Below are 20254 nucleotides of genomic sequence, written 5' to 3' on the forward strand. Positions count from 1 at the left end.
CCGATCTTTGTTCGGATCGATGGCGCGCCTAAGGGAGTGATCACGCCGGATGTCATAAAAATAACGCGGGGCCAAACCGCGAAATTTAAGTACTCGGGTAGATATTTTCCCGGGCCAATCAATGTAGAGGCCTGGAAAAAAATCCCCAATGGCACGGCCGCCTTGGGCGAGTATGCTTTAGGGATCACCCAAATTCTTGGGCAGAATCCAAATGCCTGCGCCTATGCCAGTAAGACCTTTCCGCTGGCAGTCAATTGTGGAACTGAAACGCCGGAGCAGTGCCAGACCGATAACATAACGAGTTCGCACGGCATCCAGGTGATGGCTGCGGTCGGTTACGCCAAGGCGAAGCAGGCCTCATTCACGCCATATACGGTCGATACCGGCTCGCTTGGCGTGGTGGTGCCGATCGGTGACCTGCCCACTGGCAAAAAAGCCAACTGGATCGGTCCAGGGCCCCCGGGCGAGAAAGCCTACACCAGCAATGGGGGGAACACTTTTACCGGCAACTACTATCTCGCCCCGGTCAGTCTGCAGCAAAGCAACGGCGGTGCGGTAGAGACTTCTCGCATCATGGTGCTGGTGCTCAGCGCCGGCCAATCGCTCCATTATCTGGGGATTGGCTTTAACCGCGAAAATTTTACGTTCGAAGATCTGTTTCAAACACCGGCAGATAACGCATTCCTTCATCTGACAGACAGCTCCAATGGCACCAATATTAGTCCCGGCTATCAGATCGGCGCTGCCAGCGTAAGCTTGGGGATCGCTTCTAACAGCGGCTACAATCTCATCCCGCTTATCACCGCCGGCGCCCAGGTGCCGGGTGAGTATGCTGATGCCGCCGGATGTTTCAATTTTCCCGGCGCGCCAGACAACCCGGGTCCTTTCTGCGGCAACATGCTTTTCGATATCGGCATCGGCGACATGTATCTTGGACTTGACGATTTCCAGCGTCCTACCGGCTACAACACCGGAGGAATAGTCACTGCGGGTAACGCGGTTAATATTATCGGTGGATCGCCATCGTCGCCGGCGCTGTGTTACAGCTTTACCTCCGGTGGGAGCTCGTTGATTACGCCTTACGCGGCGAATTGGACGCAGCCACCGACGCCATGCGGAGTATTTTTCAATACCGGCCGGGTGGGTTTGGCCGCCTATAGCTACATGTATGACGCGACTTGCGGAAACGTGGGCTTTCAGCCCTTAAGCGAGCCGCTGGCGCCAACCAATTGCCAGGCTCCATAGGCGAAACGGTCCCTCCCAGTGCGGGCGGAAACACCGTGAAGCTAGACCGGGCTGGAACCTTGCCGAGCCAGACCGTTAGAGTGTAAAGATGCGCCTTCGAATCGCAGACTAAAATGAAAATCCCGGTTAAGACACCGGTTGTCCTCGCCTTGTTCTTGATTGCTTGCGGCTCGCCCGCGGCGGCGAATGCTTCCTGATGCGCCCCGACGGCGGCGGCGTCAAGTACAAAGTATATATCCCGAAGTAGCCCGCGCTCGTCAGCCGGTGAGCTTGGCGCGCAGGATGTCGTTGATCACTTTCGGATTCGCCTTCCCGCCCATCGCTTTCATCACCGCGCCGACGAAAAATCCGAATAGCTTGTCGCGCCCCGCGCGATACTCGGCGACTTTTTCGGGCTCTGCCGCCAGCACCTTGTCGCAGGCCGCCGCGATCGCGCTTTCATCCGATACTTGCGCGAGTCCCAGCGCGGCGATTGTCGCCTCCGCGCCTTTGCCGGATTTTACCATCGCGGCAAACGCGGTCTTCGCGGCATTCAGGCTGATTTTCTGCCCTTCGACCATCCGCAGCAGCGCACCGACTTCGGCCGCCGGCGGTACCGCTTCGACGAACGACTCGCCTGAGTCGCGGGCGACGCGCAGCACTTCGGTCATCACCCAGTTCGCCGCGCTCTTGCGATTCTTGAGTGCCGGCAGCGTGGCCTCGAAGTAGTCGGCGACGTCGCGATCGGCGATCAGCACGTCCGCCTCGTATTCCGTCAGTCCGAGTTCGCGCACGTAGCGCGTTTTCCGGTCGGCCGGCAGCTCGGGCATCGATGCGCGCACCTTTTCTTCCATTTCCGCCGGCACAATCAGCGGCGGCAGGTCAGGCTCGGGGAAGTACCGATAGTCATTCGCATACTCTTTCGAGCGCATCGGGCGCGTTTCCTTGCGCGCGGGGTCCCACAGAAGAGTCTCCTGCGCGACTTTGCCGCCCCCCTCGACAATCTCTATTTGGCGCCCGACCTCATAGTCAATTGCGTCTTCGACGAAGCGGAACGAGTTGAGATTTTTGATTTCGCTCCTGACGCCGTATTCCTTCGCGCCGCGCTTGCGGATCGACACGTTGCAATCGCATCGGAAGCTGCCTTCCTCCATCTTGCCGTCGGACGCATCGACGTAGCGAAGTATCGCGCGCAGTTGGCGCAAGTACGCGCCCGCATCCTCGGCCGAGCGCAGGTCGGGCTCGCTTACGATCTCGATCAGCGGCACCCCCGAGCGATTGAAATCCACCAGGCTCGCGTTTTCGCCGTGGATATTCTTGCCCGCGTCTTCCTCTATATGGATTCGCGTGAGCCTGATTCGGCGCGGCTCGCCATTCTCAGTTGCCGGCAAGTCGATATAGCCACCCTTGCAGATGGGAGTTTCGTACTGACTAATCTGGTAGCCCTTGGGCAGGTCGGGATAGAAATAGCTCTTTCGATCGAAAATAGAATAGGGCGCGATTGCGCAATGCGCGGCCAGTCCGGTTCGAATCGCGAGTTCCACCGCGCGGCGGTTGAGGACCGGCAGCACGCCCGGCATCCCCATGCACACCGGGCAGACGTTTTCATTCGGCCCCGCGCCGAAAGTCGTCGAGCATCCGCAGAACAGTTTCGAGCGGGTCAGAAGATGGGTGTGGACTTCGAGTCCTATCACCGCCTCGTATGCTTCCCGGTTCATCGCAAATGTCCGTCAGACCGCCGGTGTCCGCGGCTTGAATGCTCCCGTGCGCTCGAATGCGTCGCCCGCGCGCAGGATTGTTTCCTCGGCGAACGGCGGCGCGATCAATTGCATCCCAATCGGCAGATTGTTTGAATCGTGCCCGCACGGAATCGACATCCCGGGCAGACCGGCCAGGTTCAGCGAAATCGTAAAGATGTCCGACAGGTACATCGTCAGCGGTTCGTTCATCTTCTCGCCGATCTTGAATGCGGTCGTCGGCGCAACCGGCGTGACGATCAAGTCGCACTTCTCGAAGGCGCGCTCGAAGTCGTTGCGAATCAGCGTGCGCACCTTTTGCGCCTTCAGATAGTAGGCGTCGTAGTAGCCGGCCGATAGCGCGAAGGTGCCGAGCATGATTCGGCGCTTGACCTCGGCGCCGAATCCATGCGCCCGCGTCGTTTCATACAGCGCGATATTGTCCTCGGCGTTGACGCGCAGACCGAAGCGGATACCGTCGTAGCGGGCGAGATTGGCGCTTGCCTCCGCGGTCGCGACCAGGTAATACGCCGCGATCGCGTAGCCGGTGTGCGGCAGCGAGATTTCGACCGTCGAGGCGCCCAGAGATTCGTAGTTCTTGAGCGCGGAGCGCACCGACTTCTCGACTTCGGGTTGCATTCCTTCGACGAAAAATTCCCTGGGCACGCCGATTCGGAGTCCCTTGACGTCGCCCGTCAGCGCGCGTTCGTAGTCGGGCACCGGACGCGCCGAGCAAGTCGAATCGCGAGCGTCCTTGCCGGCAAGAGTGCGGATGATTATCGCGGCGTCGCGCACCGATCTCGCAAACGGGCCGACCTGATCGAGCGACGACGCGTATGCGACGACGCCGTAGCGGCTGACGCGGCTGTAGGTCGGCTTGATTCCAACTACGCCGCAGAACGACGCCGGTTCGCGAATCGATCCGCCGGTGTCGGTGCCGAGCGCACCCAGGCATTCGTACGCCGCGACTGCGGCGGCAGATCCGCCCGACGATCCGCCGGCGACGCGACCGATGTCATGCGGATTCATCGTCGGCCCGAACGCGGAGTTCTCCGTCGACGAGCCCATCGCGAATTCATCCATGTTCGTCTTGCCGACGAAAATCGCGCCGTCCGCGCGCAAGCGTTCGATCACGGTCGCGTCAAACGGCGGCACGAACGTCTCCAGGATTCGCGACCCGCAGGTCGTGCGAATGCCCCTGGTCGCGTAAATATCCTTGATGCCGAGCGGAATCCCGCACAGCGCCGGCGCGTTGCCCGCGGCGAGGCGCGCGTCAGCCGCCCGCGCCTGCTCGAGAGCCTCCCGCTCGCACACCGTGATGAACGCGTGGAGCCTGGGCTCGGCGGCAGCGATGCGGTCGAGGCAATCGCGCGTCAATTGCGTCGCGGTGATTTCGCGCCCGCGGAGCTTCGACGATGCGTCGGCGATTGTGAGTTTGTTCAGTTCCGATGCCATGCGGAAATCTTGTCAACTAAAGTTCTACTCGATTATTTTCGGCACTTTGAAGTAGCCGCGCTCGCTCGAAGGCGCATTGGCGAGCATCGCCTCCGCCGCGGGCCGGTTGGTCACTTCGTCGTCGCGCATGGGCATGCCGGCCTCGCCGACCTGCGTCGTCGGCGCGACCTCTTTGGTGTCGAGCTCGTTCAATTTATCAACGTAGGCAAGCATTTCGTCCATGTCGGCGCGCAGCCGCTCTTCCTGTTCCGGCGACCATTCCAAGCGCGCCAGACGCGCGACGTGGCGCACCTGCTCGAGCGTTATCTTTGTTCCAGCCATGGCGATTCAACCCAAATCGTAACATTCCGTGCGTTCCATGTCAGGGCCGTTGGTCCCGAGGGTACTGGCCGGAACCGGCCATTCAGGGTGGGCCGATTCGATCGTTGAGGACGAGGACCGCTCGCGGCGCGCTCTTAAAGCGACGCCAGGCGTTTGAGGCTGTCGGATTCGCCGATCACCACCAGCAAATCATCGGGTTCGATCTGCATATCGCCGCCGGGAATCATCTCGAGCCGTTTGTCGTTGCGCTTCAACGCCACGATCCGGAGCCGCGGATTGTCGTGTTCCACCGCCGCGATGGTCATCCCGGCCGCCGGGCTTTTGCGCGAGATCCTGATCTCCTCCAGATCGACCTCGGACTCGCGGCCGGGCAGCGAGAGTTGTAGAAAATCCACGACCGACGGGCGGATGATGCTCGCCGCGATTCTCATCCCGGCCCATTGATAGGCCGCGACCACCTGGTCTGCTCCCGCCAGCTTGAGCCGCCGCAGCCCCGCATCCGAGTCGCCGCGGGCGTAGATGAGAATCTTCGGATTTTTCTCGCGCGCCGAAAGCGTGATGTACACGTTGTCCGCATCCGATCCGGTTGCGACGATTATCGCGCGGGCCGAACCGATCCCGGCCTCCTCGAGCACCGAATCCTCCAGCGCCGATCCCACAACGTGCAACGCGCCGGCAATGTCCAGCTCTGCCTGCCTGGCGGGATCTGCCTCGATCACCACCATCGGCACCGCCTTGCGATTTAGCTCTTCGACCACCGCGCGGCCGAAACGCCCGAAGCCGCATACGATGACATGTCCCTGGAGACCGTGAATTTTGCGATTCATTGCGCTCTTCCCGAGAAACTCTTTAAGGCGTCCCTCAACGACAAGTTCTCCAATCACCGAAAACAGGTAAATCGCGCTGCCGACACCTGTGACTATCAGCCCAATGGTAAAAAGACGACCGGCCGGGCTGAGCGGCTTTACCTCGCCGAACCCGACCGTCGAGATGGTAATGACGGACATGTAGAAGGAGTCGAGAATCGACATGTGCTCGATCAGCCTGTAGCCGATTGCGCCGATCACGGTCATCACCGCGACCAGCGAGACTGCGAGCGCGAATCTGCGAGTTGGGGTCATCCTGCTGCGGCGTGCGGCGATCCTTGGCAAACGGGCGATGAGCCGGGAAATCCCGCCAAGGATTACATGTCACACTCCAAATGGGAACGTTTCCGGAACTCCGTGCGTCGCGACTGCGGATAGCGGCGACACAGCCCTGGTTTCATCGAACCGGATGTACTCGTCGAATTACTGCTGCGGGTTTCAGTCGGTTTCCGCCCAAAAAATCGCTGCATCCATATCGGGCAGCTGATGTATCGATCGGCGCCATCGTCAGCCTGCGCACTATGTAGCACAATTAGGCATCAGCACAGTCAGAATAGCGTAGAGTAGCTAATGTTGCAGTGCATAATTTTTGCTTAATTTCAAATGACGCAATATTAGCCTAACTTTAGGCTCCCACCGTGTTGGCCTCTTCGTCAAGCATCGAGGAAAAGCAAGTGAACGAAGTCCGCAGGGAAAGTACGGATCAACCTGATCGCGATCTTTTGTGCGGCCGCGCCGCGCGCAGGAGCGATCGACTTTCCCGAGGGGATCGTCATGCACAAGTTTGGATTTTGGAAACTCGCAGCGCCGTGCCTGCTGATCATCGCCGCCGCCCTGGTGACTGTCTCGATCGCGGGCGATGGCACCGCCGATCTTGTGCTGGGTCAGGCCAACTTCACATACAACGCCGTCAACTTTCCCAGCGCGCGAAAACTTTTTTATCCGCAGGGGGTTGCGATCGACGCCAGCGGCAACCTTTATGTCGCCGACGTCCAGAACTCGAGGGTGCTGGGCTGGAAGAATGGGACGGCGACCAATGGCTCCGCGGCCGACCTGGTCATTGGTCAGCCGGACTTTAACTCGACTGCCTGCAACAGTGGCGGCGTAAGCGGGAGCAGCCTGTGCTCCCCCTATGCGGTTGCCGTGGACTTAAGCGGCAACCTCTACGTCGCGGATCAAGGCAACAACCGCGTGCTCGAATACAACACCCCATTCGGCGGTTCGTTCCCGTCCGCTGGGGGGTCCGCCAATATGGTGTTCGGGCAGGGCAGCAGCTCTACGCATACCGCGAATCTGGGCGGGGTGAGCGCGTACAGCCTCAACTCCCCTTGGGGGGTTGCGGTGGACGCAAACGGCAACCTCTACGTCGCCGACACAATCAATAACCGCGTGCTCGAATACAACGCCCCGCTTACGAACGGCGCCGGCGCCCATATGGTGTTGGGGCAGGGCGTCAGCTTCAATTCGAATCGCGCGAATAATGGCGGAGTGAGCGCGAACAGCCTGTACCGGCCGGTTGGGGTTGCGGTGGATGCAAGCGGCGACCTCTACGTCGCGGACGCAAACAATAACCGCGTGCTCAAATACAACGCCCCGCTTACGAACGGCGCCGGCGCCAATATGGTGTTGGGGCAGGGCGGCAGCTCCGACTCGGCTGGGTGCAATTCCGACACCGGCGGAGGCAATCCCACCGACGACGGCCTGTGCAACCCCTATGGCGTCGCAGTTGATGCTGTCGGCAACCTCTACGTCGCCGACACCTCCAACAATCGCGTGCTCAAGTACAACACTCCTTTCGCAACCGACCCCATCGCCGATGTTGTGCTGGGGCAGCTTGACTTTCTGCACAACCTGGCAAACTTCGCTGACCAATACTCGCTTTGGAATCCATCCGCGGTCACGATCGACGCCACCGGCGACGGCACCGGAGCGCAAACCCACCTTTATGTCGCGGACGAAAGCAATTCGAGGCTGCTGGGCTGGAACGATGTGACGGCGTTCACCAATGGCTCTCCGGCCGACCTGGTCATTGGCCAGCCGGACTTTTACTCCACTGGGTGCAATTCCGACACCGGTAACCCGCTTGTTGCCTCCGCCAGCGACCTTTGCTTCCCCTACGGGATTACGGTGGACTCAAGCGGCAACCTCTACGTCGCGGATGAAGGCAACAGCCGCGTGCTCGAATACAACACCCCGTTCGCCGGATGCGGTGGTTCGTTCCCCTGCGTTGGGGGGGCCGCCAATCTGGTGTTCGGGCAGGGCAGCAGCCCCGCCTCGACCGGGTGCAATTCCGACACCGGAAGCACTCCCACGGCTATCGACCTTTGTTATCCCTACGGCGTCGCAGTTGATGCCGGCGGCAACCTCTACGTCGCCGACCAAAGCAATAACCGCGTGCTCGAATACAACACCCCGCTTACGAACGGCGCCACCGCCAATATGGTGTTCGGGCAGGGCGGCAGCTTCAATTCGAATACCGCGAATTATGGCGGGCTGGGCACGAGCAGTCTGAGCTACCCCAGCGGGGTTGCGGTGGACTCAAGCGGCAACCTCTACGTGGCAGATGGCGGCAATAGCCGCGTGCTCGAATACAACACCCCGCTTACGTATGGCGCCACCGCCAATATGGTATTCGGACAAGGTAACATCTTCGCCCGGGCTGGGTGCAATTCTCGCCCCAGGGGAGGCAATGCCACCGCCGAAAACCTGTGCAACCCCTATGGCGTCGCAGTTGATTCGGCCGACAACCTCTGGGTCGCCGACCAGGGCAACAACCGGGTGCTCGAGTACAACGCGCCGCTCACCAGCCAGCTGACGGCGGCTGATGCCGTCTTCGGTCAGAATAACAGTTTCACTTCCAACGACTGCAATTTCGGCGGGACGAGCGCCGGCGCGGACAGCCTGTGCGATCCGAGTGGCGCCGCGCTGGACTCAAGCGGCAACCTCTACGTCGCCGACACAACCAACAACCGTGTGCTCAAGTATACACTGCTCACCTCGATGTCGGTGGCTACTTCGCTCTCATTCGGCAGCTCGCCGGTTGGGGACACCGTCACCAAGAATCTGACCATCAAGAACAACGGCCACGCAGCGCTGTTCGTCAATAACGTCTCATCGAGCAGTCTGACTGAATTCGCCCCCGGCGCGTCAACCTGCTCCGGGACGCTGCCGGGCGCCACGTGCACGATCGCGATCGGCTTCACCCCGAGCGCGCTCGGCGCGCACAGCGCAACGCTTTCGATCTACGATAACGCCGCGACCGGCCCGCAGAGCGTAGCGCTTTCCGGCACCGGCACGATCACGATGACGGTTACGCCCGCCAGCGACTCATTCGGCAGCGTGAGAGACGGCTCCACGGCGACCAGGTCGATCACGGTGCACAATTATCAGACCAACTCGGTCTTGCTGAGCGAAGGTTTCAGCGGGCCCAACCATGGCGACTTCAGCATCACAGGTGGCGGCACCTGCACCTCGACGCTGGCGGCCAATACCGCTTGTACACTGATTGTCACTTTTGCTCCGATCGCTGTGGGTACGGAATCGGCGATCATGACGGTTTCGGACATCCCCGATCCGCGGGGTCCGTACACGGTTTCATTTAGCGGGTCGGCAAGCGTGCCGGAATCCGTCTCCCCGACCAGCCTGAACTACACAAACGTCGCCCAGACGGCGTCCAAGACGATGAGCGTTACGGTAGTCAACCATACCACCGGGCCTATCACGCTGACCGGCACGAGCATCGGCGGGGCCAACCGGGGCGCCTTCGCGGTGACGGGCGGGAGCTGCCCGCTGCCGAGTGGGTCGCTGGCGGCATCGTCGAGCTGCACTTACGCGGTGACGTTTACGCCCGGCGCCGAGAGTGCCGAGAGCGGCACGCTTTCAATCGGGGTTGCCCAAGACCCCAATGATGGTCCGCCGGCGGTCAGCCTGAATGGAACCGGCGTTACGCCGCTCACGGTGCTTCCAGCGAGCCTCGCTTTCGGCACGGTGAACGAAGGCAGCACATCGGCGGCGAGGACGGTCACCGTGACGAACCTCGGCGGCGCGGCGGTTTCGCTGAGCGAAGGCATCAGCGGTCCCAGCGACTTCAAGGTGACGACGGGCGGGACGTGCGGGGTCACGCTGGCGGGCGGCGGCGCGCATTGTACCTACGTCTTGAAGTTCACGCCGAGCACCGTTGGAGCGGAGAGCGCGACGCTTGCGGTTAGGGCGTCTGGCGACGGGGCCAGCCCGCACGACGTGAGCCTCTCGGGGACCGGCTCCCGATCATAGGTGCCGCGATCGGGCGCATCGATCCCGCCCGGTAGAACGAACCGCCCTGTCCGGCCATGATGGCCGGGCAGGGCGTTTAGTTTATACGGCGATTTGCGGACTCATCCCGACCCGCCCGGCGCGCGGTAGTTGTCACACTCCAAAGGGGAACGTTTCCGGGACTCCACGCGTCGCGACTGCGGATAGCGGTGACACGGCTTTGGTTTCATCGAACCAGATGTACTCGTCGAATTGCCGCGGCAGCGACGCCTGGAAATAGTGACTCTCCAATTCCGATTGCGGCCGGTAGATGACCCCGATGGCTCGTTCAAGACGAGTCGGTGTGAGTTCATCGCGTACCGCCTGGCGCCGAGGCGCGCGCAGATGAACCGCGCATGCCGCGACGCCTGATTCGTGAAACAGCCGTTCGTAACTTCGTTCGTGCGAAGGCCGCACCTGCTTTATCTCCATCGGGCCGTCCCATTCCGATGCTGCCGCGACGGTCCCGTGATCGGTTCCGAATCCGAGCAGATACGCTGCGCCGCCGAAACGATTTCGGGATAGCTGCCCCACATTATGCTCTCCGCGCGTACCCATCTCCGTAGCGGAGGCATCACCCACATGAGAGTTGTGCGCCCATACGATTGCTTTGCTGCCGGTGCCCCGAAATTCGAGCAGCCGCTCGAGCGTGTCGAACATATGCTGGTCGCGCAGGTTCCACGACTCGACGGAGCCGTAGTACATGACGCGGTAGTATTGCTCCGCGGCGGCAATCAGGCGCGCATTCTGGATCGCGTCGAAGAATCGATCGCCGTCGCGCTCTGAATACTCGATTCGACGCTTCAGCAGATCGCCAAGCATCTCGACTATCGGCTGTTCGCAAATGCGATACGGATCGCCCAGTGCGACGCGCCCGTACACGGCGGGATCGTTCTCCCAGGGCGTCAGGCAGCCGTAACGCTGTCGAGCGACCGCCGCCATCGCCGGATCGACGCCGCTCAAGTATTCGATGACCGCGTGAATCGAAGTGAACAGACTGTACAGATCGAGTCCATAGAAGCCGGCGCGCAGCTCCGGATCGCTAACCTCCGCATTGTAGGCGCGCAACCATTCGACCAATTCCAAAGTCTCGCGATTACGCCACATCCAGGTCGGGAAGCGCGTGAATGCGTTCCATTGCTGCTGTCGCGCGGGCGCGTGATGCACGTATTGGTTGATTCGCGCGGCGTCGGGCCAATCGGCCTCGACCGCCACCATTCTAAATCCGCGCCGTAAGATCAGCTCGCGAGTGATCCGCGCCCGCATCTGGTAGAACTCCGAGGTGCCGTGTGTCGCTTCTCCGAGAAGGACAACGCGTGCATCGCCAATCCGCTCCAGGAGTGGCGAGAGATCGACTTCGCCGATGTTCCCTATCGGCTCGGCAACCTCGCGTATGAGTTTCGCCACCGACTGCGGCCGGCTGGCGCGCGCCGGAGTCCGGCCCGATGCGTCTGCCCATCCTTCCGCGCCAATCAGGGGAACGAACTGCACGTCACCAAGGTTTTCTTCCTCGTACTGGTCCTCCGTGACCCGCGTGACTCGTATCAGTTGTTGAGCACGAGAAGACGAAGACCCGACCGGAATTACCAGCCGCCCACCAACTCGCAGTTGGTCGAGCAGCGGTTTTGGAACCTGAGGACCACCCGCCGTTACGATGATGACATCGTAGGGTGCATGTTCCGGCCATCCCAGGGTGCCGTCCGCGGTGAGAGCATGGATGTTGTCGTAGTGCAGTTCGGAGAAGCGCCGCCGCGCAATCGTCGTGAGTTCCTCATGACGCTCTACCGTGTAGACGCTGTCCACGATCCGCGAAAGAACGGCTGCGGCGTAGCCCGATCCAGTGCCGATTTCGAGCGCCTTTTCACCCGGCTTTGCTTCGACGCATTCGATCATCAGTGCAACGATGTAAGGCTGCGAGATCGTCTGACCCGCCTCGATCGGCAATGGCGTGTCCTGGTACGCAAACTCGGCGAGCCGATTTGGAAGAAATGCCTCGCGAGGAACCACTCCCATCGCATGCAGCACCGCCGCGTCCTCGATACCGCGCGATGCGATCTGAGTGGTTACCATCCGCTGCCGCTTGATCGAGAAATCCTGCATCGGTGTCGCTCCCTTGAATCGTTGCCATTGAACGAAGCAATCGCGATGCCGCCTCTTCAGCCCCGGCCGCGAACCGGAAGCTCCTGCCCACACGGTTTTTATCTATCTACATCCATCCACCGCTTTACTGTGCTCCTTTCGGAGCCACTTGCCTGACGTTCACTGGCTCCTTTCATCACAGATGCGCCATCCGACAAATGATTTCACAATTCAGTGACTCTCGCGCTGTCTGGCACGGCGGATGCTCTATGGAAACAAAAGGTCAAAACAAATGTGCCAGGAGGAACACCAATGGGTTTTCTGGAGAAATGGAATCCGTCAAATGACCTTGAGCGGCTGCGTCACGAGTTCGACGATCTGCTCGAACGATTCGGCGTTGGCCAGGCCTGGCCCGCGGCGTCGAACCGCCCCGCAATTGAATCGTCTATCGACGGGGACAAGTTCGTAGTACGCGTCGATCTGCCCGGGGTCGATCCCAAGAACATCAACGTGCAAGTCGTAAACGGGATCCTGACGGTCACAGGGACGCGAGAGGAAAAGCGCGAATCGGACAAGCCGTCCTTGTTCCGCTGTGAAATCCGCTACGGCTCGTTCGAGCGATCGATCAGTCTGCCCGAGGGAATCAAGGCGGAGAACTTGAACGCCGTGCATCATGACGGTGTTCTTGAACTTACTGCTCCTATGCCCAAAGAGTCTGCTGCCAAGGCCATCAAGATTCAGGTCGAAGAAAAGAAGCCGGGCAGCCCAAAGAAGCCTGCCTGATCCGGAGGCTGTAGCGGAGTATGCTGTAAGCATGGCAACGCGCTGAGGGCAGATAGAGAGATGGCTGCGGTTTTTTCCACAATACTGTGCCCGATTGACTTCGAGCGTGACTCGATGGACGCGCTCGAACTCGCCTGCCGGCTGGCGAAGCAGAACTCCGCTACAGTTTACCTTCTGACCGTGATCGGCGCGCCGTCCACTGCCGCCACCGCACTGCCGCCCGTGCAGCTGAACCCTAACCTTGAATTTGAAGCGGAATGCATCCGCCGGTTGGAAGTAATTGCGCGGGAAAAACTGGCGGGAGTTTCACATAAGGTTTTCGTCGCAAGCGGGAACGCGGCGCCGGAGATTCTCAATCTCACCGCTGAACTAGACATCGAGCTGATCGTGATGGGCACGCATGGCCGCACTGGCCTGAAGCACTTCCTTCTCGGCAGCGTCGCGGAGCGCGTCGTTCGTGAATCGCCGGTTCCAGTCTTGACGATCCATCCCAAGCCCGCCGGGTAAAGGAGTTCTCCCATGTCTTTTCCGTATCGCAAAATTCTGTGCCCAGTGGATTTCGACGAAAACTCAATCGCGGCGCTCCAGACCGCGACGGAAATCGCGCGGCATTTCGACGCCACCGTTTATGTCCTGCACACCGTACTGTTGCTCATAGCGCCTACCTCGATGCCCGTGTACGTAGATCTCTACAAGGCGCAGGAGGACACGGCGCGCAGGAGCCTTCTGGAACTCGCGCGCAAGCATCTGGCGGGAATCAAATACGAGATCATGGTCAATATGGGCGAACCTGCCGCATCGATTCTCAAGGCAGAGCGCGGGATCGGTGCGGATCTGGTCGTCATGTCCACGCATGGTCGCCGCGGCATGTCTCGTTTCTTCCTCGGCAGCGTAGCCGAACTCGTACTGCGCGAAGCTCGATGTCCTGTACTGACTGTCCGTCAAAGCGCACCTCAGAAAGACCTTGTCGGCGCCTGGATGACAAGTAATCCTGTCACCGCGCAACTCGACGAGAAGCTCTCGACGATTCATGCAAAGATGCTCGAAGGCGGGTTCCGGAACATCCCGCTCGTTGAGGACGATCGCGTCGTCGCGATGCTCACCGAAGGCGATATCCGCTCGTTTGTGGGACATTTCGACGACACGCCCGCCAAACGAGCGATTACCCAGGCGCTGGTGACCGTGGAACCCCGGACGCCCATTCGCGAAGCCGCGCGCATTATGCGCGAGCGAAAAATCGATGGATTACCGGTCGTCGAGGACGGTCGCCTGGTCGGAATTATCACGACCAGCGATGCGCTCGCAGCGACAACCAGCGAGGGATGAGTCCAGCCTCCGAAGCTGACCGCCTCAGGGCGAGCAGCCATCCGGCCATCACTCTGTCTCAAGTGGCCTTTCGAACGCGCGCGGGTGAATGCGTTGTCAGAACTGGTATCGGTGATTCTCGCACGACCCGCTCGGCGACGCTGCCGAGAACGAGGTGCCCCAATCCCTTGCGGCCATGCGTACCCATCACGATCAGGTCGGCATTGAGGCCGCGCGCGGTCTCGAGCACTCGCTCGGCCGGATCGCCGCTTATCACGAGCGTTTCGCAGCGCACTGCGGCGGGAATCCGTTCCCGCGCGAGCTTTTCCAGCTGCTCGCGTCTGTCCTTCTCAACGTATGGGTAAGGATCCATCGGCACCGGCTGGAAGCCGGCCGCGCCGGCTGGCATGGGCGCGACATTCAGCAAGCACAGCGCAGCGTTATTCTGCTGCACCACTTTTAGTGCGACATCGAGAGCCGCCAACGAGTGCTCCGAAAAATCAATCGGACACAGGACCTTCCAAAATAGCCGAATCATCGCTGCTTCCTCTGTTTCGCGCTACTGCGTCAGGCTGTGTTACTCCTCCACCGAGTTCTTCAGTTCTTCGGGCGGCGTCCAGACATTACGCGATGGCTCGTCGACGTCGCCCTCGCCGGGGCGTCTGCGCTCGTTGCGCGTTTTCTGGCAATCGATGCAATACGCGGCGAACGGCACGGCTTTCAGCCGCTCAATCGGGATCTCCTCCTTGCACTTCTCGCAAATTCCATAACGACCGCGTTCGAGCCGGCTAAGCGCGGCGTCTATGGCCTTCAGTTGATATTCGTATCGCTCGATTAGACCGGCATCGGTCTCGATGTCTTCCAGCGAACGGGCCACGTCCAAGTCGTCGGCGGGTAGTTCCACCGCGTCGTCTTGCTCCTCCTTGCGAAGCACCCGTACTCGAGCCAGCGCATCCTGGCGCGCCCGCGCGAGGAGCTTGGTCAGATCTTTTAGTCGTGCATCGGCCTCGTTTTGCCGTGATATCTTGGTTTTCGCGCCGGTCTTGGATTTCATACAGATTCTCCGCGAGCTACTCGTGAATTGTCGTGCACAAAAGGGCGAAGCAATTCACGGACCAGTAATCGAGTAATCGACTCGTAAATCGAGCCGAAGGAACTTGTCCGGTGTATCGAATGGCGTGGCGCGATCGGATACACGATGTTGACTCTCGTCGTCACACTAAAATTCATTATGCCGCCGATCCGGCGCAAAGCGCCAATCAGACGGGTCCGAAGCTGGGGTTTTGCCATGGCACGGAAGGCGCTACATTCCTTCTGGGTTGCCTGTGAAGCTCTGACGCTGGAGAACTTAGCATGAAAGACCTGAAAGTTCGCGATGTGATGTCAGTGGACCCCACCACTCTTAAACGCAACGACAAACTCACCTTGGCTGACGACATCATGCGCTTGGGACGGATTCGCCATTTGCCCGTTGTCGATGATGACGGTCAGCTTCTCGTCGGCATCGTGAGCCAGCGCGATCTCTTTCGCGATGCGCTCGCGCAGGCGCTTGGCTATGGCAAGCACGCTCAGCGCAAGATCCTGGACACTCTCTCTGTCAAAGATGTGATGGGCGGCGATGTAGTCACCACCAGCCCGGATACCGCTCTGGTCGAGGCCGCACGACTTTTGACCGAGCGGAAAATCGGCTGCCTTCCGGTTGTCGAAAATGGGCGCCTGGTCGGCATCCTGACCGAGGGAGACTTTGTCGCCCTGTTCGCGCGCCGCGGCAATTAACGTCGCAGCGCACCAACGAAAAACGAAAAACGAAAAAACGAATTACCAATTACCGCCAGCGCGGCGCTTAGTCTTAACCGCCCGGGATAGCGACAGCTATCCTCGGCGGGCGCTTGGAGGCGCGTGACGGGAGAAAAATGAGCAACCAGCCTGACGCGAGTTCGGCCGCCGACATTGCTGGAGCTTCGCGCGCGCTCGGTGACCAAGAGGGCGCGCTGAGAAATCGCCGGCTGGCCCGCTCGATCGCGGGCGTGCTCGCCTTCGAAGGCTTCACGATGTCGATCAACGGCATCGGCTCACCCTGGATCGCGAAGAGCTTTCACCTTGACGAGTCGGGAATCGCGGGCCTGTTCGCATGGATTTCGCTCTCGGCGATCGGCGCGATGGGACTCTCGCGGATGATCGATCGGCTGGGGCGCCGCCGGATGCTGCTCGTATGCATGGCCGGCACTCTCGTTAGCGCGCTCGCCGCCGCGTTCTCGACTAACATCGCGGCGTTCGCGCTGTGCGAGATTGCGCTCTACGCCTTCATTGGCGCGACTATCGCCGACGGTATCGTGATCCTGGCCGAGGAACTCGCGATCGAGGAGCGCGCGCGAGGGCAAAGCTGGGGCGGGCTGGGGATTGGCCTCGGTGGCGGGCTGTGCCTGCTCGTGATGCCGATGGTGGCCAGCCGTTACTCGTGGCGATGGGTGCTGGTGCTGGCGTCGGCGATGGGAGTCGCCGCGCTGTGGAGGGCCGCCCGCGCCATCCCGGAGAGCGATCGCTGGCAGCACGCCGCCGCGACGGGCACGACTTCGGCCAGCAGCTTCTACGACGTGTTCGGACAGCTCTATCGACGCCGCGCGATCACGATTCTGGTCTGCGCGTTGCTGGCCAACATCGCGGCGGTCGCGGGCAGCAGTTGGGCGTACTTCCACCTGGTCTCGGTCGTAGGGTTGGCGCCGGGCGCCGCCAGCGTCCTGATGCTGGTCGGAGGCGGCGTGGGGATGCTCGGCTTTCCGCTCGCCGCGCGAAGCTGCGAGCGTTACGGCCGCATCCCCACGATCTTCGTTGCGGGCCTGATGACCGGTCTCGGCGCGCTGGCCTTCTATTGGGGCCCGCCGGCACCCTTGGGCCTTCGCTGGCTATGGATCGAGGTCACGTATTGCTGTTTCACCGCTGGCCTGAGCGCGGGGCAGGTGGGCGGCAATTCGCTGGCGACCGAACTTTTTCCGACCGCGATCCGAGGCGCGATGATGGGATGGTTCGCGCTCGTCGGCGCGGCCGGCGCGGTCTCCGCGCAGACCCTGATCGCGGTTCTCGCCGCGCGCCTTGGCGGTCTGTCGATCGTGGTCGGATACTTAAGCCTGCTTGCGATACCCAACGCGATCATCGTCGCGCTATTCCTTCCCGAAACGCGCGGCCTCTCGCTCGAAGCCTCCGCGATGGAAGAGGCGTTCGAGGAGTCGCGGTAGTGTCCTGGGACAGTACCGAAGTCGGAATCGTCTCGCGCCGCGGCGATTAACCCGGGATTTGGCCGGCAGAGCACCATCAGCGAGCAGATGTTACGTTGCCACCGTTTCCGACTTCCTCTTGTGTGTCACGGCCTTCACTCTTCCAAGTGAGACGCGAGACAGCACGATCTCGAAACCGGCGTCGAGGAGCATTCGGTCCAATTCGTCGCGCGTGGGAACTTCCGTCCCGTGGTGTCCGCTCGGCGGCTTGCCGGGGCGCCGGGCCGGATCGATCAGCGCGAATGTCCCTGTTGACTTAAGCACGCGCGCGATCTCGCGCAGCGCTTCAAAATAGCCGCGAAAATGATGGAGCCCGTACAAGCAAAGCACCAAGTCGAAGGAACCGTCGCGGAACGGCAGATGCTTGCCGTCGGCGCGACAGAGCCCAGAGCTCTCGGCCGCTCCATGCTCGCGCAAGTATTCACGCGTGCGCGGCAGAATCGTTCCATCATAATCAAGCGCCACGATCCGCGCGGACCGATCGAGTCGTGCAAGGCCCGCCGTCGCCCATCCGAGGCCCGTTGCGATATCGAGGCAGTTCGCCCCGCGCGGGATCCTTACTCCACGGAGCAGGCTCGGAAGCTCCACTGCCATTCCCAACCATGCGCGCGGCCGGCTGTACACGAGCCAGCGCCCAAGTCCGCGCATCAGAATGCCGCGATTATCTTTCTGTTCCATTTCGTTCGCCGATCCATAAAGACCCAAGCGCCGAGGCGACCTCGCAGAGCGTCACCGTCGGTCCCACCTCCGGCGACTTTGTCGCCCTGATCGCGCGCCGCGGCAATTGACCTTGAAAAACTAATTTTTGACAGCCTGTTTCAACCAGGCCGCCGGACCGCTGAACGCAGCCCCAATGCGCTGACGGCGACCGCCACGGCGCTATGAAGCCGATCCGATGATGGTCTGATAGTCCTAGATTTTGGGTCCCGTCACCGAGACCTCGGGAATCGGTGCGCCGCTCACCCTCAACTGTCCGGCCGTGAACTTCGCGATCGTTCCGTCGGAGTAATTCATAACCACCAGATTGCCGCTGGTGTCGAATACCGCTCCCCATGGTGCGTCAAAGATGGCGCTGCTCAACGTCACCATCGGAGCGGGTTTGCCGGAGATGGTCAGTTGATCCTTCGCATACTCCACGACCGTGTCCGCGTCTTCGTTGGGGACCCAAAGGTTGCCCCTTTGATCGAACGCGATCTCTCCTGGGCTGCAGAGGTTCGTGCAGTCGCCGTCGTCGGAAAGCAGAACCTCGGCCGACTTGCGACCGCTGCTCGTCAGTTCGCCGGCGGAGAATTCGGCGATCTGATTACCGTCCTTGCTATCTACCCACGCATTCCCGACTTTGTCGAACGTCACAAAGTTCGGACCATCCAGATCGGGGGAAGTGATGATTATGCGGGGCGTTATGTTTCCGCTGCCCGCATCCAGCTGTTCTTCTGACAGTTCCTCGATCGAGTTGTTAACGGCGTCCACCACCCACAGGTTACCCTGATGGTCGAAGCTGCAGCCATAGAGAGATTTGAACGCGAACGTACTTTTGATGATCACCCCGGGCGCCGGGTTCGGATCGCGTCCCAGGTTCTTGAGTTGCGCGGCAGTGAATCGCGCCACCTCGTCGCCGCCGATAACAGCCCAAAGGTTATGAGATTCGTCAAAGGCAATACCGGTCGCGGAGTCAAACGTGCTCAGATGAGTGGGCGTTGGCGTCCCACTCCTGGCGAGTTGTTCCGGTGTGTATGACTCGATGCCGCCGCCAAAGCCGCTAGTGACCGATATCCACAGGTCCGCGCACCATGCGTGCGGCGGCATGCCGCAAGTCAGCATCAGGAGCGCAACGGCCGCGACCAAGCGGCGCCAGCGAAAAATATCGATGCTCATCTTCTCCGGGATTTCTACTTTACCCTCGGATTTCAACTCCACTTATATAGACAAGACGGGCTCCCGCGGCAAGGGTCTAACGCGGTTTTGGCGGTAGTGTCGTGGCCCACACTCTGGAGCTTGGGCCTTATTCACTTTTTGTTTTGTCTGCGGCCGCCGGGCGATTCTACCCCCACTCCAGAACCGGCTCGTACTGCTCGATACCAGGCGAAGGGCTCGGCAATGGGCTCGGACTCGGCGTGGCAGTTGCGGTCGGGGTCGGCTTCTTCTGCGTGGCCTTCCCATTCAGAGTAACGGTTGCCGAGCTCTTCCCACTGGTCGCGCCACTGGTGATCGCGATCGTTCCGTCGTCGGCGCCCTTTCCCTTGGGGATAAACTCAACCTCAACCGCGAGGCTTCCTTTGGCAGCAATGGTGCCGGGAACGCTCGACGTGATGACGTAGGCGGAATTGGTGGGCACGCCGACGCTTAGGTTGTCCAGCGTCGCCGTCCCGGTGTTCTTGATGGTGAAATGCTTGGTCTCGGTGGTCGGTTTTTTGTCGAGGTTGACGCTGTAGCTCAGCGTCGTGGGCGAGACAGAAAGTTTACTAACGGGCGTCTTGGTCTTTGTGTGCCGACAAGCTAGTCACGCTGCCGGTACCGGTGGACGTGAACAGCATAATTCCAACTTTGACTGTGTTGTCCTGATCCGTCTCAACCTTGCTGCACGCATACGTGCCTTTTAAGTCGGAGAGAGTCCCGCTGCTGGTGCAGCTCGGAGCAGGGCTGGGGCATACGTCGGAGGCATTCGCCACCCCGCCGTTGCGCGGCGAACCGAGCATGATACAAACGAAGCCAAACGAGAGAAAAAGAAGGGCGATTGCTTGCTTCATTAGGGAGTCCCCCTCCGGGAATAAGAATTAGGAATGTACATTTATCCACGTTTCAGAATTTCTTATACTTACACATCAGTCGCGCTACTGTGACAAACCCTCAGCTCGGTTTTCACTCCGGAGCGTTGTCGGTACCCGCGGAAGGGACCGATGCGATCAGATGTGATCGCAAAATG

18 protein-coding genes are annotated in these 20254 nt (G+C 60.7%); 7 read left to right on the forward strand and 11 right to left on the reverse strand.

What is annotated here, in order from left to right:
* The first annotated feature begins 36 nt into the window (after nt 1-36).
* Nucleotides 37-1245, forward strand: a complete 1209-nt coding sequence (locus ABR989_RS15255; protein WP_428130145.1) for a hypothetical protein — start codon at nt 37-39, stop codon at nt 1243-1245.
* Nucleotides 1246-1502: 257 nt separating this feature from the next.
* Here ABR989_RS15255 and gatB read toward each other — a convergent pair whose 3' ends face one another.
* The 4 genes from gatB to ABR989_RS15275 form a co-directional block, all read right to left on the reverse strand.
* The gene (gene gatB, locus ABR989_RS15260) at nt 1503-2942 is read right to left on the reverse strand and encodes an Asp-tRNA(Asn)/Glu-tRNA(Gln) amidotransferase subunit GatB (RefSeq protein WP_428130146.1); all 1440 of its coding nucleotides are present in this window, start codon (nt 2940-2942) and stop codon (nt 1503-1505) included.
* Between the two features lie 12 nt (nt 2943-2954).
* Entirely contained in the window at nt 2955-4415 is a 1461-nt protein-coding gene (gene gatA, locus ABR989_RS15265; protein ID WP_428130148.1) for an Asp-tRNA(Asn)/Glu-tRNA(Gln) amidotransferase subunit GatA, read from the reverse strand.
* A 24-nt stretch (nt 4416-4439) separates the two neighbouring features.
* Nucleotides 4440-4736 carry an Asp-tRNA(Asn)/Glu-tRNA(Gln) amidotransferase subunit GatC gene (gene gatC / locus ABR989_RS15270; protein WP_428130149.1) on the reverse strand — a complete coding sequence of 99 codons (297 nt, stop codon included), beginning with the start codon at nt 4734-4736 and terminating at the stop codon, nt 4440-4442.
* Nucleotides 4737-4870: 134 nt separating this feature from the next.
* Nucleotides 4871-5857, reverse strand: coding sequence for a potassium channel family protein (locus ABR989_RS15275; RefSeq protein WP_428130151.1), 987 nt, complete (start codon nt 5855-5857; stop codon nt 4871-4873).
* 519 nt (nt 5858-6376) lie between these two features.
* Here ABR989_RS15275 and ABR989_RS15280 point away from each other — a divergent pair.
* Nucleotides 6377-9874 (forward strand): choice-of-anchor D domain-containing protein, encoded by a 3498-nt coding sequence (locus ABR989_RS15280; protein WP_428130153.1) that lies wholly within the window; start codon nt 6377-6379, stop codon nt 9872-9874.
* 132 nt (nt 9875-10006) lie between these two features.
* Here the strand turns inward: ABR989_RS15280 and ABR989_RS15285 are convergent, their stop codons facing one another.
* Entirely contained in the window at nt 10007-11992 is a 1986-nt protein-coding gene (locus ABR989_RS15285) for a protein-L-isoaspartate(D-aspartate) O-methyltransferase (RefSeq protein WP_428130154.1), read from the reverse strand.
* A 213-nt stretch (nt 11993-12205) separates the two neighbouring features.
* Here ABR989_RS15285 and ABR989_RS15290 point away from each other — a divergent pair, with 213 nt between their 5' ends.
* The 3 genes from ABR989_RS15290 to ABR989_RS15300 are packed head-to-tail and all read left to right on the forward strand — an operon-like array spanning nt 12206 to nt 14080.
* Nucleotides 12206-12754, forward strand: a complete 549-nt coding sequence (locus ABR989_RS15290; protein ID WP_428130156.1) for an Hsp20/alpha crystallin family protein — start codon at nt 12206-12208, stop codon at nt 12752-12754.
* A gap of 60 nt (nt 12755-12814) precedes the next feature.
* A complete protein-coding gene (locus tag ABR989_RS15295; RefSeq protein ID WP_428130157.1) occupies nt 12815-13261 on the forward strand; it encodes a universal stress protein in 447 nt (148 codons plus the stop codon).
* Between the two features lie 12 nt (nt 13262-13273).
* Nucleotides 13274-14080 (forward strand): universal stress protein, encoded by an 807-nt coding sequence (locus ABR989_RS15300; protein WP_428130159.1) that lies wholly within the window; start codon nt 13274-13276, stop codon nt 14078-14080.
* A gap of 58 nt (nt 14081-14138) precedes the next feature.
* Here ABR989_RS15300 and ABR989_RS15305 read toward each other — a convergent pair whose 3' ends face one another.
* Nucleotides 14139-14597 carry a universal stress protein gene (locus ABR989_RS15305; RefSeq protein ID WP_428130161.1) on the reverse strand — a complete coding sequence of 153 codons (459 nt, stop codon included), beginning with the start codon at nt 14595-14597 and terminating at the stop codon, nt 14139-14141.
* A 39-nt stretch (nt 14598-14636) separates the two neighbouring features.
* Nucleotides 14637-15113: a TraR/DksA family transcriptional regulator gene (locus ABR989_RS15310; RefSeq protein WP_428130163.1), complete on the reverse strand. Its 477-nt coding sequence runs from the start codon at nt 15111-15113 to the stop codon at nt 14637-14639.
* 299 nt (nt 15114-15412) lie between these two features.
* Between ABR989_RS15310 and ABR989_RS15315 the strand changes: the two genes are divergently transcribed.
* Together ABR989_RS15315 and ABR989_RS15320 are read left to right on the forward strand one after the other, a co-directional pair.
* On the forward strand, nt 15413-15835 hold the full coding sequence (locus ABR989_RS15315) for a CBS domain-containing protein (protein ID WP_428130165.1): 423 nt from the start codon (nt 15413-15415) through the stop codon (nt 15833-15835).
* Between the two features lie 137 nt (nt 15836-15972).
* Nucleotides 15973-17292 carry an MFS transporter gene (locus ABR989_RS15320; protein ID WP_428130167.1) on the forward strand — a complete coding sequence of 440 codons (1320 nt, stop codon included), beginning with the start codon at nt 15973-15975 and terminating at the stop codon, nt 17290-17292.
* Nucleotides 17293-17382: 90 nt separating this feature from the next.
* Here the strand turns inward: ABR989_RS15320 and ABR989_RS15325 are convergent, their stop codons facing one another.
* The 4 genes from ABR989_RS15325 to ABR989_RS15340 form a co-directional block, all read right to left on the reverse strand.
* Nucleotides 17383-18009: a class I SAM-dependent methyltransferase gene (locus ABR989_RS15325; RefSeq protein WP_428130169.1), complete on the reverse strand. Its 627-nt coding sequence runs from the start codon at nt 18007-18009 to the stop codon at nt 17383-17385.
* Between the two features lie 234 nt (nt 18010-18243).
* Nucleotides 18244-19206: an NHL repeat-containing protein gene (locus ABR989_RS15330; RefSeq protein WP_428130170.1), complete on the reverse strand. Its 963-nt coding sequence runs from the start codon at nt 19204-19206 to the stop codon at nt 18244-18246.
* A 166-nt stretch (nt 19207-19372) separates the two neighbouring features.
* Nucleotides 19373-19666 carry a hypothetical protein gene (locus ABR989_RS15335; RefSeq protein WP_428130171.1) on the reverse strand — a complete coding sequence of 98 codons (294 nt, stop codon included), beginning with the start codon at nt 19664-19666 and terminating at the stop codon, nt 19373-19375.
* 127 nt (nt 19667-19793) lie between these two features.
* The gene (locus ABR989_RS15340; RefSeq protein ID WP_428130173.1) at nt 19794-20078 is read right to left on the reverse strand and encodes a hypothetical protein; all 285 of its coding nucleotides are present in this window, start codon (nt 20076-20078) and stop codon (nt 19794-19796) included.
* Nucleotides 20079-20254: the final 176 nt, after the last annotated feature.

The organism is Binatus soli (SeqCode) (assembly GCF_050015535.1).
GTDB classification, from domain to species: Bacteria; Desulfobacterota; Binatia; order Binatales; family Binataceae; genus Binatus; species Binatus soli.